We start from the raw sequence: 16037 nt of genomic DNA on the forward strand, positions 1-16037 counted from the left end.
GGGCAAGCGCACGGCTTTGTCACACGTTGTGGCGTACGGCGTCGCTCCAATGCTCCGCACCGCACTGGCAGAGCAACGACGAACTGCTAACATGCCGATCCGATTGCACAACTCTAGAGCCAATAATGAGCCAACCCTGGAGCCCCGACAGCTGGCGGGCACTGCCGATTCAGCAGCAACCTCACTACCCTGATGCCGAGCACCTGCACAGGGTCGAACAGACACTGGCCAGTTACCCGCCGCTGGTGTTCGCCGGCGAAGCACGTGAGTTGCGCCGTCAGTTTGCCGAAGTGACCCAGGGACGTGCGTTCTTGCTGCAGGGCGGTGACTGCGCGGAAAGCTTCATGGAGTTTTCCGCCGCCAAGATTCGCGATACGTTCAAGGTCCTGCTGCAGATGGCAATCGTGATGACGTTTGCCGCCGGTTGCCCGGTGGTGAAAGTCGGACGCATGGCCGGACAATTTGCCAAGCCACGCTCGGCCAACGACGAAATCATCGACGGCGTGACGCTCCCGGCTTATCGGGGTGACATCGTCAACGGCATCGGTTTCGACGAGAAAAGCCGAGTGCCGGACCCGGAACGCCTGATCCAGGCTTACAACCAGTCCACCGCCACCCTGAACCTGCTGCGCGCCTTCGCACAGGGCGGGTTTGCCGACCTGCATCAGGTGCACAAGTGGAACCTGGACTTCATCGCCAACTCGGCGCTGGCCGACAAGTACAGCCAGTTGGCCGGGCGCATCGATGAAACCCTGGCGTTCATGCGCGCCTGCGGCATGGACAGCTCGCCGCAGTTGCGCGAAACCAGCTTCTTCACCGCCCACGAAGCGTTGTTGCTCAATTACGAAGAAGCCTTCGTACGACGCGACAGCCTGACCAACGATTACTACGATTGCTCGGCGCACATGCTGTGGATCGGCGACCGTACCCGCCAGCTCGATGGCGCGCACGTCGAGTTCCTGCGCGGGGTCAACAACCCGATCGGCGTCAAGGTCGGCCCGAGCATGAACACCGACGACCTGATCCGCCTGATCGATATCCTCAACCCGGACAACGACCCGGGGCGCCTGAACCTGATCGCGCGCATGGGTGCCAACAAGGTCGGTGATCACTTGCCGCAGCTGATCCGCGCCGTCGAGCGCGAAGGCCGCAAGGTGCTGTGGAGCTCGGACCCGATGCACGGCAACACGATCAAGGCCAGCAGTGGCTACAAGACCCGCGACTTTGCGCAGATCCTTGGCGAAGTGAAGCAGTTCTTCCAGGTGCACCAGGCTGAGGGCACTTACGCGGGCGGCATCCACATTGAAATGACCGGACAGAACGTCACCGAATGCATCGGTGGTGCCCGCCCGATCACTGAAGACGGCCTTTCGGATCGCTATCACACGCATTGCGACCCACGCATGAACGCCGATCAGTCACTGGAACTGGCCTTCCTGATTGCCGAGACCCTCAAGCAGGTCAGGCGCTAAACAGGAAAACCCGGAGCAACTGCCCGCTCAATGCTTGAGCGGGTCGTCCCAGAACGGGCGCTCGGCTTCCTGCTGAATATCGGCACGGCTCAAGCCCAGGTCCTTCAGTGCTCCGTCACTCATCTGCGCCAGCAAGCGGCGCTGGCGGTGCAGCTCCAGCCAGCGCTGCAGATGACGCTTCAGCGCTGTGAATACCGTGCCCGCCTGCAAACACCCATCGACCCCTTCTACCTCTGCGCATTGTTTTTGACCTTTCATCATCTTGCCCTCCATGTGGGATGACTGAAGTCTCGCTTCGGGCGTAGGATCAATCCAACGAATGTTCGTTATACCTTCCATCTGGGAGTTTGATGTATTGGCCACCTACCCGAGCATTGATACCGAACTGTTGCGCACCTTCGTAGCGATTGCCGATCACGGCGGTTTCACCCGCGCAGGTGAAGCCGTCAACCGTACCCAGTCGGCGGTCAGCATGCAGATGAAGCGTCTGGAAGAAGACGTCGTGCAGCGCCCGCTGTTTCAGCGTGAAGGTCGGGTTCTGAACCTGACCGCAGAGGGCCAGGTACTGCTCGGTTACGCGCGGCGAATCCTCAAGCTGCACAGCGAGGTGTTCAACACCTTGCGCGAGCCGCACATGATCGGCGTGGTGAGAATCGGCTCGCCGGACGATTACGTGATGCGCTTCCTGCCCGGCATTCTGGCGCAGTTCGCCCAGGCCTATCCGCTGGTTCAAGTGGAAGTGCATTGCGAGCCATCGGATCTTCTGCTGCAACGTCACGACCTGGATCTCACCATTGTCACGCGCAAGCCCGGTACCGAGATCGGCACACTGCTGCGTCAGGAACGTCTGATGTGGATGGAGGCCGTCGGCTTTGCCCCGCATGAGCAAACACCCATTCCGCTGGCGATGTTCAATACCCACTGCTTCTGTCGTGACTGGGCGTGCAATGCGCTGGACGGCATGGGGCGTGATTACCGCATCGCCTACAGCAGCTCGAGCATGGCGGCGATCACTGCAGTGGTCAGCGCGGGCCTGGCAGTCACCGCGCAGTTCCAGAGCCTGGCCACAGCGGGTTTGCGTATCCTCGGCGAGGCGGAACAATTGCCACAGCTGCCAACCGCCAGCATCGTCCTCCTGCGCAACCCTGAAAATCCCTCGCCCATCACCGAATGCATGGCCGATTACATCATCGCCGGCTTCAAACCTTGAGCGCGAGAATGACCGCACAAAGCACCAGAAACACGCAGAACATCAGGCGCAGGGTTCGCTCCGGCAACGAATGCGCCAGCTTGACGCCCCAGCTGATGCTGGCCAGGCCGCCGATGGCCAGCGGAATGCCCATCGACCAGTTGACGTGATCGTGCAGTGCATAGGTGACCAGCGTTATGCCGGTGCTCGGTGCCGCCAGGGACAGCGCCAGCCCTTGGGCCACGACCTGAGTCGTGCCGAAGACACTGGTAAGGATCGGCGTCGCCACGACCCCGCCGCCGACGCCAAACAGACCACCGGTCACGCCGGAGCCGACGCCCAGCAGCCATAACCACTTTTCATGACGCAACCCGCCAGTGGCCTGCTTGCTGCGCCAATACATCTGCGCGACATTGAACACCGTCAGCACCACCAGAAAACCGACGAAGCCCAGGCGCATGCCTTGCGGGTCGATGCGAACCGCGAGCAGCGAGGTCAGCCAGGCAAAAATGAAACTGGGGATGATCAACATCAGCGCATTACGCAGCAGAATCCGGTTGCGCTGGTTGTAACGCCACAAGGCCAGCAACACATTGGGCAGCACCATCAGCAAGGCGGTCCCTTGAGCCAGTTGCTGATCCAGACCGAACAGCACCCCGAGCGCGGGAATTGCCACAAGACCACCACCGATGCCGAACAACCCTCCCAGGGTACCCATCGCTGCACCCAGCAACACAAACATCACAATTTCAATCACACTGCGTCCCCACCCGGTCAATGACCAAATGCTACGCAGTCCTGCCCTGGACCGACAGCCGATGACGCCGTTTTTTTCGCGCATCACGCACGATGCCAGCGCTTTGAGCGCTGCATGAGCGAAATTATCTGGCGCATTAAAGAGTGCAACACTAAGTTAAACTCATTCACCGAGTTTGAGGACCTGATATGAGTGCCGACCAAAGCCCGACCCGCTCCGCACCTGCCGATTGCGATTCGCTGCTGCTGGATAACCAATTGTGTTTCGCCCTGTATTCCACCTCGTTGATGATGACCAAGGTTTACAAGCCGCTGTTGCAGGCGCTCGGGCTGACCTATCCGCAGTATCTGGCGATGATGGTGCTGTGGGAAAGGGACGGGCTCACTGTGGGCGACGTCAGCACGCGCCTGCTCACCGATCCGGGTTCATTGACGCCGCTGCTCAAACGACTCGAAGGCGAGGGCTTCATCAGCCGTACGCGCAGCAAGGAAGACGAGCGGGTGGTGTTGCTTCACCTGACCGTACAGGGACGCGACTTGCAGCAAAAGGCCTTGACCGTGCCTGGCTGCATTCTCTCGTCGAGCGGGCTGACCATGGAAAAGCTTCGCGTCCTGCAAGCGCAGTTGCTGGAGCTGCGCGAGCACCTGCACCAGAGCCTCTAACCCCAGTCGCGCTTAACCATCGGGGGTGAGGTCTGGCAGGCGATCCAGATCGGCTGCCTCGCCTGCCAACGACAAGGCCAGAACCTTTCTGCAAAATTAACTTGCGCGCAAATTATCTGTAGGCTACCTTTGCTTTGCGATTAGTTAGCGCGCAAGTATTTAGCGCAACAAAACCTTCATTGAACGAGGCAAGATCATGGACACTCTTTACACCGCAGTTGCAACCGCCACCGGCGGCCGTGATGGTCGCGCTGTTTCCGACGACAAGATTCTCGACGTCAAGCTGGCGACCCCGAAAGAACTCGGCGGTGCTGGCGGCGCAGCCACTAACCCTGAGCAGCTGTTCGCTGCCGGTTATTCGGCCTGCTTCATCGGTGCATTGAAGTTCGTGGCCGGCCAGAGCAAACGCAGCATTCCGGCAGATACCTCGATCACCGCCCACGTAGGCATCGGTCAGATCCCGGGCGGTTTCGGTCTGGACATCGACCTGCATGTCAGCCTGCCAGGCCTGGAGCAAGCCGACGCTCAGCAACTGGTCGATGCCGCTCACGTGGTCTGCCCTTACTCGAACGCCACTCGCGGTAACGTCGATGTGCGCCTGCATGTAACGGTCTGATCCTGTCTGAGGCCTGGGCAACGGCTGCCCGGCAAGAATTTCAGGCACAAAAAAACCCGCAGCGATGCGGGTTTTTTGCGTAACGGGGTTACAAAACCATGCTTACTTCGCACGGCCTTTGTAGGAACCGCCTTCACGGGTATCGATCTCGATCATGTCGCCGATTTCGATGAAGTCGGCAACGCTCAGCTCGGTGCCGTTTTTCAGTTTGGCAGGCTTCATGACCTTGCCCGACGTGTCGCCACGAGCGGAGCCTTCGGTGTAGTCAACCTGACGCACGATAGTGGTCGGCAGCTCTACGGAAACCAGACGGTCTTCGAAGAACACGGCTTCGCAAACGTCAGTCATGCCTTCTTCGACGAAAGGCAGAACGCTTTCGATGTCTTCGGCGTTCAGCTCGTACATGGTGTAGTCAGAGGTGTCCATGAACGTGTAGGTGTCACCGCTGATGAAAGACAGGGTGGCTTCCTTGCGATCCAGGATCACGTCGTCCAGCTTGTCGTCGGCGCTGTAAACGATCTCGGTCTTGTAACCGGTCAGCAGGTTTTTCAGCTTGGTCTTCATGATCGCGCTGTTACGACCGGACTTGGTGAACTCAGCTTTCTGAACCAGCCATGGATCGTTCTCGAGACGGATCACGGTACCGGGTTTCAGCTCTTTACCAGTTTTCATTGCATATATCCGAATTTGGATGGAATTAACCAAAGGCTCTGTACGAGAAACAACCTGCGCAGGCCTTTTTCGTACAGAGCCTTGTATCAAGGCCGCGTATCATAGCGAATTTACATAAAACTGCACCAGCGCCGTGGCAAGATCAATCTGTGCGGCTTGTTGCTGGCACCAGCGTTCGGCATTGCGCTCGATCTGCGGCCAGTGTTCTGCCAGCGCCGTCCAGCATTCGCCAAGGTCGCCGCCGACATTCCAGCGCTGCCAGAACTGATTCACCGCCTGCGCGGCGGCCGGAGAAAGACCCGCGAGATAGAGCGTTAAAAACGCATCGAGCTTGGGCAGATGCGCGTCGTCTTCCTGCTGGTAGATGTGCCAGAGCATTGGCCGCCCCGACCACTGCGCACGCACGAACGAGTCCTCGCCGCGCACGATATTGAAATCGCAGCTCCAGAGCAGTTGGTCGTAAAGCTCCTGACGGATGAACGGCAGGACCTGAACCGTCAGCCCGCCGCTGACCTGAGTGAACCCGGCGCGCAGCGGATCGTCGACACCCAGCCAGCGCTGCAGGTCGCCGAGGATGCGTCCCTCCGGCACCAGAAGATGCGTCGGCCGGCTGTCGCTGGCCAGGGCATCGAGCCACCTGCCGAGCGCGGGATTTTCATAGGCAAATACCGAGATCAGACGCGCACCGGCCAACGCTTCGATCCCCAATCCGCTCAGGAACGCTTGCCTTGCCGCGCTGTTTTGCTGAAACGCCTGGCGCTGTTCGATCAGGTTTTTTTCGCGCAACAGGCCACCGGTGGCCTCGGAAAAACCCGGAAAGAAAAAGAACTTCTTCAAACCGTTCGATTGTGGCGAAGGCAGGCCGTGGCAGCCAGACACCCAGTCCTCGGCGCTGAGGTAATCCAGATTCAGCCACAACGGCCTTGGCGAACGCTGCAGCATCGATTCGGTGTAGCGCGTTGGCAGGCGGCAGGCGAACGCTTCGATGACCCCATCAGGAATATCGGTGTTCACCCATTCGCTCGGCCACTGGCAAACGCTCACGCCCTCTTGCCATTGTTGCCGGGCCTGGAGATCGGCACCGGGGCACAAGCGAACGAAGGCCGACAGGTCATCGATCCATAAACGCACCTGCAGGCCATGCTCGGCGACCAGCTGGCGCGCCAGACGCCAGGTCACGCCCGCATCACCGTAGTTGTCGACTACGCTGCAAAAAATATCCCACGAGGCTTTCATCCTGGCTCCCTGAGGCTGGATGGCAAAAACGCTGATTGTCGTTCACAAAGGTCTGTTGTCACCAGCCTGATGCTGCCGGGCAAACATGCAGCACCGTTTCCATGCCTGACCATCAGGCATGGCACAATCACATCTGTTGGCCTGCAAGGAGTTCAGCCATGTCATTCCCTACCCGCCGTCGCGACCTGTACGTGTCGTTGAAATTGATCGTGTGCATTGCGCTGGGCATCTGGCTGGGCGCCCTGGCGGTGTTTCTGACCGCCCTGCTCTATTACAAAAGCCTGCCACCGGCCCAGACCCAGGCGCTGGAAAACGCCGCCGCACAGCTGACCGCCCCGCCTGCGCAAAAAGCCGCCTCCCCGTCTGCGCTGGAGACCGAGATGTTTCGCAAATATGAGCAAAGCCTGCGTGAAAGCGAGGCCCGTCAGGCACGCGAGCAGGCTCAGGAGCAACAACAGCGCACCTTCAACCGCTCGAAATGTGATTTCTGGATACAGCAGGATCGCACCGCGCCGAGCGAAAAAAGCCGTGCCAGCATCAATCAGTACTGCGGATAAACCATGAACAAACAGGATGTACTGCAACGGATCATCGACAAGCTGAACATCGATCTGGATATCGCCGAACGAGCGGCGCAAACCGCCTACGAAACGGCTACCCACGAAGAGAACATCGCTGAGAACAAGTACGACACGCTAGGACTGGAGGCGTCTTATCTGGCAGCTGGCCAGGCACGCCGCGTCGAGGAGATTCGTCAGTCGCTGACGCTTTATCGGAAATGGTCGCTCAAGCCATTCGATGAATCGCGCGGTATTCAGACCGGTGATCTGGTGGTTGTCGAAGATGCGAGCGGGCAGACGCACTATCTGTTCCTCGGCCCCGATGCTGCCGGCCTGAAGGTCAGTGCAGGGGATCATCTGGTCACCGTCATTACCGCCAGAGCCCCGCTCGGGCAGAACCTGCTGGGCAAATTCGAAGACGATGCTGTACAGATTGTCATCAACGGCAGCGGACAATCCTACGAGATAACGCAAACGTTGTGACACACCCGGCATCTGCAGGGTTGATCGCATCAAGTTTTTGTGGGTAAGGTGAACCGTCGCCATCACCACCGCAACCGGGGCAACATCAAAGCAAACAAGGACTAAAACCCAAGGAGATTTTTCATGACGAACGTCATCGCATTCCCTGACGCCCATGAACGTGATCGCCTGAAGTCCAGCCAAGATCCGGCGTTGAGATACTTGAACAAGAAAGAACGACAACTGATCGACCAACTGCGTTCGACCAGCCATGCGGGACGGCAGTACGTTTACGACTATGCGAGCATCATGCACTTGTCCAGGCCGTTGTATCCCGAGCCAGTGGACTGATCACGATCGCATGACCTCCTCGCAGTCTGCGCCGCTGGATTGGCGCAGACTGCGAGGTTTCGCTTGCCGGCTTCAGCGGATCAGCGAAAAGATCAATGCTGAAATTGCCACCACACCGGCGGCCACCACAAAGTAGTTGGACCACGCGCCAGCGTATTTACGCATGGCTGGTACTTTGTGGATGGCGTACATCGGCATCAGGAACAGCAAAGCCGAAATCACCGGCCCGCCCAGGGTTTCGATCATGCCCAGGATGCTCGGGTTGAGCGTTGCCACCAGCCAGCACACCACCAGCATGAACGCCGCGGTCATGCGGTCCAGGACCTTGGGTGCAGGACGACGACCCGCCTTCAGAACCAGGCCTTTCAAACCCTCGCTCGCACCGATGTAGTGGCCAAGAAACGACTTGGAAATAGCCACGAACGCGATCAGTGGCGCGACAAAGGCGATGGTCGGGTTGTTGAAGTGGTTGGCCAGGTAAGACAGGATCGAGATGTTCTGCGCCTTGGCCTCGGCCAGTTGGGCAGGCGACAGGGTCAACACGCAACTGAACACGAAGAACAGCACCATCACGACCATCAGACCGTGGGCGCGGGCCAGAATCTGCGAACTGCGCACCTCGGCGTTTTCGCCATACTGACGCTTCTGATCGACGGCAAAGGCCGAGATGATCGGTGTGTGGTTGAAAGAGAACACCATCACCGGAATGGCCAGCCACAACGTGGGTATGAACGCCGATAGCTCAGGGAACGTGGTAGCGGTGCTCAGAATGCCGCCGGTCCAGTGCGGGATGAGGAATATTGCAAGAAACAACAGTGCGACGATGAACGGATAAACCATCAGGCTCATGGCCTTGACGATGAACCGCTCGCCACAACGCACCACGGCCAGCAGCCCCATGATCAGCACAAACGCCAGTGCGGCGCGCGGCGGTGGCGTGATGTGCAACTGGTGCTCAAGAAAACTGCCGACGGTGTTGGTGAGGGCCACGCTGTAGATCAGCAGGATCGGGAAAATTGCGAAGAAATACAGCAAGGTGATCATCGCACCGGCACTCTTGCCGAAATGCTCTTCGACCACATCGGTGATGTCGGCACCTTCACGTCCTGAGAGCACGAAGCGCGTCAACCCACGGTGGGCGTAGAAGGTCATGGGAAACGCCAGCAGTGCCAGCGCCATCAATGGCCAGAAACCACCGATACCCGCGTTGATTGGCAAAAACAGGGTACCCGCTCCGATGGCGGTACCGAACAATCCGAGCATCCAGGTGGTGTCATTACGATTCCATGACGCGATGCTCTCGGGAGCTACATCCAGACGTTCTACGACGCCATTAGCCTGATCATTCATCCGGTCGACTCTCCGTGGCCGGTTTATCAAAAAGGGAAACGCGTCGAAAAAACCGGCAGTTCAGCGCCCCCTCGAAAACAGCGGGCGAGATTCTCCGGGATTGTCGGCAGAAGTCAAAGGCTTGTAGGACAATAGTTTCTGCAGCGCATGCTGGCATTCGAGCGCACGCCCTTTATACAAAGGGCTGGAGGACGGTCGACCTCTTGTCGAGGAATTAGTGTTTCAACAGCTTACGGGCTCAATCCAGCCGCCCACGCGGCCTAACATCCGGGAACAGTTCTGCATTTTCCTGGAGGGGCAGCAGCGATACCATGCCGCCCCTGTGCAGTACGCCCGGCAAAAACATTCAAGGACCAAAACGATGTTGAGCATCAACGCCGGGCCGTTCGCCCTCGCGATATCCCACCTGTTGTTGTTGGGCGCCTTGATAACGGCCACCTGGGTAGAAGCACGGCTTGTCCGGCATACCCTGTCCAGAAAGACCGCGGTATTCGGACTCTTCATTCTGGGTATCGCTACTGCACGTATCGCATTCGTACTGACCTATTTCCCGCAGTACAGCGAAGCCCCCTGGAAGACCCTGGACATCCGTGACGGCGGCTTTCTGGTCTGGGCCGGGGTTATCTGCGCCCTGCTGGGCGGCCTGATCATCGGCTGGCGCCGCCCCGAACAGCGTCGCGCCCTGACATTCGGAATCAGCATCGGACTGGCGATCTGGGTATCAGGCGGTTTTATTCTGGACCATTATCAAAAGGGCAATTCACTGCCTGATACAACCCTTCGGACGCTGACTGGCGCGCCCGGTCAGGGTCTCCGACTACCGGGGCAAACCAGTGGTCATCAACCTGTGGGCCACCTGGTGCCCTCCGTGTCGCCGCGAAATGCCAGTGCTGCGCGATATGCAACGGGAACGCAAGGACATTACATTTTTGTTCGTCAATCAGGCCGAAAGCGCCGGGGAAGTCAGCGACTACCTGTCGAAACAGCAACTGGTGCTCAGCAACAGCTTTCTGGATCCGGACGGCGAGTTCGCCCGACAGGTGGGTTCGGCGGCGCTGCCCACCACTCTCTTCTATTCGCCGGATGGGCGCCTGATCGGCAGTCATCTGGGCGAATTGTCCAGCGCCAGCCTCACTCATTATCTGGATAAATAGTCAGGTATTCACCTGCCTGATTGAGATGAAGTTGTCATTGCGAGCGAAAGCCTGCTGCATCGTTTCACCTATCCATGTATAAATGCGCTTACACATTGGCCCTCTCGGAGACTCAGCGCATGCGTTACGCGCTTGATCATAAGGCCCAAACGCACCAACGCATTGTCAAGGAAGCGTCCATGCGCTTCCGTCGTGACGGCATTGGTGCTACGGGCTTGCAACCTTTGATGAAGGCACTTGGCTTGACCCATGGCGGGTTCTACGCGCATTTCAAATCCAAGGATGATCTTGTTGAACAGGCATTGAGTCACGCCCTCGACAATGTAAAAGGAATCACCAGCGACGTGTTCGCCAGACAGGACTCGCTTAGTGAATTCATTGATCTCTACCTATCGATAGCCAGCCGCGATGCGGAAGACGGCGGGTGTCCATTACCGACTATGTGCCTGGAACTGGGCCAGCGAGATCAGCCCAGCATGACGACGGATAAAATCATCCTTCACCTGCTGGAGAAGTTCGACAAGCCCCTGGCGGAGAATGGACTGGAGTCCAAAAGCCTGCCGGTGCTGTCCGCACTGGTGGGTGGTCTGGCACTCGCACGCAGCGCTTTTGACGAGGAGCTGTCACAGCGCATTCTGGACACGACCCGCGAATATCTCAAAAAGGAGATAAAAAAGAGCACCAACTGACCCTCTGGAACAGATACTTTCCCGGGAAGCTTCCCGGCGAGAGTTTATAAACACACAGGCCGATCATTGATCGGCCTGTGTGTTTAACGGATGAAACGCTGATCAGTCGATTGCAAGCTTTTCGCGATTCCTCTCCAGAATGGCCTTGCCGATTCCCTTTACCTCGATCAGTTCATCAATCGACGTAAAATCGCCGTTGGCTTCCCGGTAAGCCACAATGGCATCAGCCTTGTTCTTGCCGATTCCCACCAGTTCTTTCTGCAGTGTCTGCGCATCGGCAGTATTGAGATTGACCCTGTCCTTGCGTTGCTCATGCGCCATAGCGGGCGCTGTGCCTTCCAGCATCGGCGAATGGGATACCGCGGGCTCTGACATGGCGGGCTGAGACGCAGGGGCGGCGTTGACCGCAACCGAGGCACTGGTGAGCAAGGCAAAGATCAAGGCACTGAAGATAGGGGTTCGCATAGATAAAGCTCCATAGCAGTTCAAGGCAGCATTCCACATGCTGTGCCTGAAACTTAGACCAGCGTCCCCCCTTGGAAAAGCAGTCGAGCGTTGCTGCCTGTTGCCGGATCGTTCAACGTATTTCCGCCTCTGCCCGGCACCCCGACAGCACGGATGAAATCACGTTTCGCCGCTGCGTTCCTGATACATCCAGTCAACGATTTCACCCTCTGGCGTATATCCGTTTACCGTTTCGCGCAGCAACTGACGCACGCTGGTGTAATCGTCGCGGTCGACCGCATCCAGCAGTTTTGTCAGGCGGCCTTTCAATACATCCCACGGCAGGCAATCTTCGTTTGCACTCATGATCATCGGGTGCTCGGTGGCAACCACGTTGTCGCCGATCAACAGCTCTTCATAGAGTTTTTCGCCAGGACGCAGCCCGGTGAACTCGATGGAGATATCACCGTGTGGGTTTTTCTCCGAGCGAATGGCCAGACCGGACAGGTGGATCATCTTCTCGGCCAGTTCGACAATCTTGACCGGCTCACCCATATCGAGAACGAAAACGTCGCCGCCATGCCCCATGGAGCCCGCCTGAATGACCAACTGAGCGGCTTCGGGGATGGTCATGAAATAGCGGGTGATCTTGGGATGCGTCACCGTCAGCGGCCCGCCTGACTGGATCTGCTTGTGGAACAGCGGAATCACCGAACCGGACGAGCCCAGCACGTTGCCGAAGCGAACCATGGTAAAGCGAGTCTTGTTGACCTGATAGACATTGGCCTTGTCGCCGAAGATCACTGGCGCGGTTTCGCGGCTCAGTGCCTGCAATATCAATTCGGCGAGGCGTTTGGTGCTGCCCATCACATTGGTCGGGCGGACCGCCTTGTCTGTGGAGATCAGGACAAAGTTGGACACCCCTGCCTGCAACGCCGCCTGGGCGGTATTGAGCGTACCCACGACATTGTTGATGACGCCTTCGGCAATATTGTGCTCGACCATCGGCACATGCTTGTAGGCCGCAGCGTGATAGACCGTGTCGACTTTCCAGGTTTTCATGATCGACAGCAGTTTGGGGTGGTTGCGCACCGAACCGAGTATGGGCAGCAATTTAACCGAGAGTGACTCGCGAGCCGAGCGCTGTTCAAGCTCGGAGAGAATGCTGTAGAGATTGAACTCGCTATGGTCCAGCAACAGTAACTGGGTAGGTTTCAGCAGCAGTATCTGTCGGCACAGTTCAGAACCGATCGAGCCGCCTGCGCCGGTCACCAGCACCGTTTTGCCCTTGATGCAGTGCTCAAGCAGGTTATCGCGGGCCGGGACTGCATCGCGCCCCAGAAGGTCTGCGATGTCGACTTCCTGAAGGTCGTCGACCTTGACCCTGCCAGCGGCCAGGTCCATGAAACCCGGAACGCTTCGTACGTGCAGCGGAAAGCCTTCCAGAAAACCGAGGATTTCCCGACGACGCCCACGCGACGATGACGGGATTGCCAACAGGATTTCCTGAGCCCCTGTGGAATCTATCATTCGCTGGATGTTTCGCGGTTTGTAGACCTGAAGGCCGGAAATGACCCGGTTGGAAATCGACTCATCATCATCGATGAACGCCACCGGATGCATCAGACGCCCCATGCGCAATGCAGCGACCAACTGGTTTCCCGCAGCACCAGCGCCGTAAATGGCGACCTTTTGCAAACCGTTGTCGCTCTTGGCGAAGGGCACGTGCTGCGCTGCAGCGAACCAGTCGCCGAGAAAGTACTGCCGCATGGCCAGTCGCAGACCGCCAATCATGACCATGCTCAGCCACCAGTAATTGAAGATCACCGAGCGCGGGACCAATTGCTGGTGATTACTGTAAACGTAAACCATACAACCAAGGATCAACGACGACATCGTGACGGCCTTGATGATGGCAATCAGCGCATCATTGCCGAAATAGCGCATCACTGCACGGTACATGCCGAACCGGATGAACAGCGGGATAGCCGCAACAGGCGCACTGATGAACAGCCAGGTGTGCTTCTCGAGAGGATTGATCAGCTCATCGATACCCAGTCGTACGACAAACGCCATCCACAGAGCCAGCCAGACCAGAATAACGTCGGCAGCAACCTGAATTATTCGTTTTTTGCGGCGTGGTAGAGCCAGTAACCTGGCCCGCAACCTGCTCATCAATTTTTTTATGCTCCGTTATGCTACCGGTTGCAACATGACCTGAAATCGGTATCAGTGAAACAGCTACGTGTCTGAGACAACCAGAAAAACACTTCGTTACCTTATTCTGCCTTGCCGGCGTGGAACTTCAACGCCAGTAGAATCAGCGGGCTGTAGGCAACTACCGCCCATATAAGCCCTTCTCCATCGCCCAGCGCAACCCATAGTGCAATGGGCAGCAACCAGACAAGATTGATCAGCCCCACTGCAAGCGTAACCGGCACATGCCTGCCGTAATGACGCGACGCAAACTGATACGCGTGGCTGCGATGCGCCTCGTAGAGCCTTTCTCTGCGTAACAGGCGTCGCACAAGGGTTACGGTCGCGTCGACGATAAACACTCCCAGCAGAATCAACCAGGACCAGAATAACTGAGGTGAGGCCCAGGAACCCTGAATGGATAGCACACCGAGCGCTATGCCGAGGAAACCGCTGCCCGCATCGCCCATGAATATCTTCGCCGGAGGGAAGTTCCAGTAGAGGAATCCCGCCGCGGCAGCGCCCAGCATGAGTACCTCCCAGGACAGTCCGGCGTGGCCGCTCAACGCATAGATAATGCTCATGCCCAGACATACCGTGACCGCCTCGATACCGGCGATACCGTCTATTCCGTCCATGAAGTTGTATAGGTTGAGCATCCACACCAGATAGAACGCCGCGAGCACCTGCCAGAGCGGCCCTGCGTCGAACGTCCAGCCCATGAACTCAAGCGGAGCGAGCCCGCCCAGCCAGAACAAGGCCCAGGCAGCCGCAGCAAAGTGCCCCAGCAGGCGCCATCGTGCGGCGATATGCCCGTGATCGTCCATGAAACCGATCACAGCCACCAAGCCTCCCGAGCCAACGATTGCGACAAGCGCAGAGGACGGCAGATGACCGGCCCACCCCAGGACAGCCATCGCCATGATGAAAGTGATGACGATGGCAACGCCGCCGCCTCTGGGCGTGGGCATGGAATGCGAACTTCGGGCGTTTGGAATGTCGATCAGACTTTTGGCAAGCGCATACTTGCGCAGCAACGCCGTTAGAATCAGAGACAGAAAGGCAATAGCGATTACCGACAGCCACTCAATCATGCTTGTCGTGTTCCAGATAATATCGAGCAGTGTCCTGCATGGCGTGTTCAATACTCACAGGTGGATGCCAATCCAGCATCGTACAGGTTTTACTGATATCGACCTGCAGCGAGTTGCACAGCCGTTGTGAAAAAGCTTTCTTGCCCAACAGTGCTGCAGCCGCTTTCAACAGCGAGGCCGGCACCGGCAGCAGCCGGGCAGGTTTGCCCAAGGCCTTGCCCATTTCGCGCAGCAGCCTGGACGTGGACAGATCGTCCCCGTCACTGACCAGAAACGTCTGGTCAGCCGCAGCAGGATGATCGACACAGACCGTCACCAGATCTGCCAGATTATCCACCGCCACCAGGCTTCTGCGATTATCGATGGACCCGAGCGGCAACGGCAGCCCTTTGTCCAGCCAGCGCATCATGCTTCTGAAATTAGCCTTGACCCCCGGACCGTAGACCAGCACCGGTCGAATGATCACCACCTGCATACCGGTGCGGGCAGACAACTCGCGCAAGCCCTCCTCAGCCCTGTGTTTTGACACGCCGTAGGCATCCAGCGGAGTGCACGGGTCGCTGGCCGTGAATGGCGCACCCGCAAGCGTAGACTCGCCATTGGCCTTGATGGAACTGATAAAGATGAAGCGCTTGACGCCTGCCGCTGCGGCCTGCTCGGCCAGATTCAGGGTTGCGGTGACATTGGCGCGAAAGTACTCCTGATCCGGTGCGTCGGCGGTCTCATTGAGCACATGAACTCGCGCAGCACAATGAATCAGCACATCCGCGCCGGTTACAAAGCTTGCCCATTGATTATCCGGTGCCAGTGATTGTGCACTGACAACATCGATGCGCGGGCTGGAAACGACATAAGCGCCCCGGACTGCAACCCTCACAGAACAGCCTGTGCGCTCGATCAGCCGACGAACCACGGCACTGCCCACGAAACCTGTCGCACCTGTTATTGCAACCAATGCAACATCACCGCTCATGCAAACACGTCCTTCCAAATCGGCCAAATATTGCTCAAGTAACGCTTTTTGACAACTGAAATATCGTTAATCCATTTTATAACTTTCATGATGACGCTCAACGTGCAACAGGAACAATTCACAATAATCAGGCCCGGGCACTCACTTGCAAACATTCGAT

17 protein-coding genes and 1 pseudogene are annotated in these 16037 nt (G+C 57.9%); 9 read left to right on the top strand and 9 right to left on the bottom strand.

Going from position 1 to position 16037, the window contains the following annotated elements; translation table 11 throughout:
• Positions 1-125: 125 nt before the first annotated feature.
• Positions 126-1472, top strand: a complete 1347-nt coding sequence (locus AC54XV_RS18635; protein WP_003404196.1) for a class II 3-deoxy-7-phosphoheptulonate synthase — start codon at positions 126-128, stop codon at positions 1470-1472.
• 27 nt (positions 1473-1499) lie between these two features.
• Here AC54XV_RS18635 and AC54XV_RS18640 read toward each other — a convergent pair whose 3' ends face one another.
• Positions 1500-1733 (bottom strand): DUF1127 domain-containing protein, encoded by a 234-nt coding sequence (locus tag AC54XV_RS18640; RefSeq protein ID WP_058398573.1) that lies wholly within the window; start codon positions 1731-1733, stop codon positions 1500-1502.
• Positions 1734-1827: 94 nt separating this feature from the next.
• Here AC54XV_RS18640 and AC54XV_RS18645 point away from each other — a divergent pair, with 94 nt between their 5' ends.
• Positions 1828-2682: a LysR substrate-binding domain-containing protein gene (locus AC54XV_RS18645; RefSeq protein WP_201025281.1), complete on the top strand. Its 855-nt coding sequence runs from the start codon at positions 1828-1830 to the stop codon at positions 2680-2682.
• Here AC54XV_RS18645 and AC54XV_RS18650 read toward each other — a convergent pair.
• Positions 2672-3418: a sulfite exporter TauE/SafE family protein gene (locus AC54XV_RS18650; RefSeq protein ID WP_032653503.1), complete on the bottom strand. Its 747-nt coding sequence runs from the start codon at positions 3416-3418 to the stop codon at positions 2672-2674. The genes AC54XV_RS18645 and AC54XV_RS18650 overlap by 11 nt on opposite strands.
• Before the next feature lie 188 nt (positions 3419-3606).
• Here AC54XV_RS18650 and AC54XV_RS18655 point away from each other — a divergent pair, with 188 nt between their 5' ends.
• Together AC54XV_RS18655 and AC54XV_RS18660 are read left to right on the top strand one after the other, a co-directional pair.
• Positions 3607-4080, top strand: a complete 474-nt coding sequence (locus tag AC54XV_RS18655) for a MarR family winged helix-turn-helix transcriptional regulator (RefSeq protein WP_003404203.1) — start codon at positions 3607-3609, stop codon at positions 4078-4080.
• A gap of 196 nt (positions 4081-4276) precedes the next feature.
• Positions 4277-4696, top strand: coding sequence for an organic hydroperoxide resistance protein (locus tag AC54XV_RS18660; protein ID WP_003342698.1), 420 nt, complete (start codon positions 4277-4279; stop codon positions 4694-4696).
• Positions 4697-4798: 102 nt separating this feature from the next.
• Here AC54XV_RS18660 and AC54XV_RS18665 read toward each other — a convergent pair whose 3' ends face one another.
• A complete protein-coding gene (locus AC54XV_RS18665) occupies positions 4799-5368 on the bottom strand; it encodes an elongation factor P (RefSeq protein ID WP_003404205.1) in 570 nt (189 codons plus the stop codon).
• A 99-nt stretch (positions 5369-5467) separates the two neighbouring features.
• Positions 5468-6604, bottom strand: coding sequence for an elongation factor P maturation arginine rhamnosyltransferase EarP (gene earP / locus AC54XV_RS18670; RefSeq protein WP_496717124.1), 1137 nt, complete (start codon positions 6602-6604; stop codon positions 5468-5470).
• 158 nt (positions 6605-6762) lie between these two features.
• Between earP and AC54XV_RS18675 the strand changes: the two genes are divergently transcribed.
• From AC54XV_RS18675 to AC54XV_RS18685, 3 genes are all read left to right on the top strand, one after another.
• Positions 6763-7161, top strand: coding sequence for a hypothetical protein (locus AC54XV_RS18675; protein ID WP_011268555.1), 399 nt, complete (start codon positions 6763-6765; stop codon positions 7159-7161).
• Positions 7162-7164: 3 nt separating this feature from the next.
• Entirely contained in the window at positions 7165-7647 is a 483-nt protein-coding gene (locus tag AC54XV_RS18680) for a GreA/GreB family elongation factor (protein WP_003404212.1), read from the top strand.
• 123 nt (positions 7648-7770) lie between these two features.
• Positions 7771-7977: a hypothetical protein gene (locus AC54XV_RS18685; RefSeq protein WP_002554553.1), complete on the top strand. Its 207-nt coding sequence runs from the start codon at positions 7771-7773 to the stop codon at positions 7975-7977.
• Between the two features lie 72 nt (positions 7978-8049).
• Here AC54XV_RS18685 and AC54XV_RS18690 read toward each other — a convergent pair whose 3' ends face one another.
• The gene (locus AC54XV_RS18690) at positions 8050-9327 is read right to left on the bottom strand and encodes an aromatic amino acid transport family protein (protein WP_496717125.1); all 1278 of its coding nucleotides are present in this window, start codon (positions 9325-9327) and stop codon (positions 8050-8052) included.
• Positions 9328-9688: 361 nt separating this feature from the next.
• Here AC54XV_RS18690 and AC54XV_RS18695 point away from each other — a divergent pair.
• A pseudogene (locus AC54XV_RS18695) lies at positions 9689-10481 on the top strand (prolipoprotein diacylglyceryl transferase family protein).
• Between the two features lie 119 nt (positions 10482-10600).
• On the top strand, positions 10601-11170 hold the full coding sequence (locus AC54XV_RS18700) for a TetR/AcrR family transcriptional regulator (RefSeq protein WP_003404219.1): 570 nt from the start codon (positions 10601-10603) through the stop codon (positions 11168-11170).
• A 102-nt stretch (positions 11171-11272) separates the two neighbouring features.
• Here the strand turns inward: AC54XV_RS18700 and AC54XV_RS18705 are convergent, their stop codons facing one another.
• The 4 genes from AC54XV_RS18705 to AC54XV_RS18720 form a co-directional block, all read right to left on the bottom strand.
• The gene (locus tag AC54XV_RS18705; RefSeq protein ID WP_024640829.1) at positions 11273-11635 is read right to left on the bottom strand and encodes a ComEA family DNA-binding protein; all 363 of its coding nucleotides are present in this window, start codon (positions 11633-11635) and stop codon (positions 11273-11275) included.
• 159 nt (positions 11636-11794) lie between these two features.
• On the bottom strand, positions 11795-13789 hold the full coding sequence (locus tag AC54XV_RS18710; RefSeq protein WP_003404223.1) for a polysaccharide biosynthesis protein: 1995 nt from the start codon (positions 13787-13789) through the stop codon (positions 11795-11797).
• Between the two features lie 104 nt (positions 13790-13893).
• Positions 13894-14904 (bottom strand): MraY family glycosyltransferase, encoded by a 1011-nt coding sequence (locus AC54XV_RS18715; RefSeq protein WP_024640830.1) that lies wholly within the window; start codon positions 14902-14904, stop codon positions 13894-13896.
• Positions 14897-15877, bottom strand: a complete 981-nt coding sequence (locus AC54XV_RS18720) for a UDP-glucose 4-epimerase family protein (RefSeq protein ID WP_003404227.1) — start codon at positions 15875-15877, stop codon at positions 14897-14899. Before AC54XV_RS18720 ends, AC54XV_RS18715 begins: the two co-directional genes overlap by 8 nt.
• Positions 15878-16037 lie beyond the last annotated feature (160 nt).

It is taken from the genome of Pseudomonas fragariae (ex Marin et al. 2024), assembly GCF_059621105.1.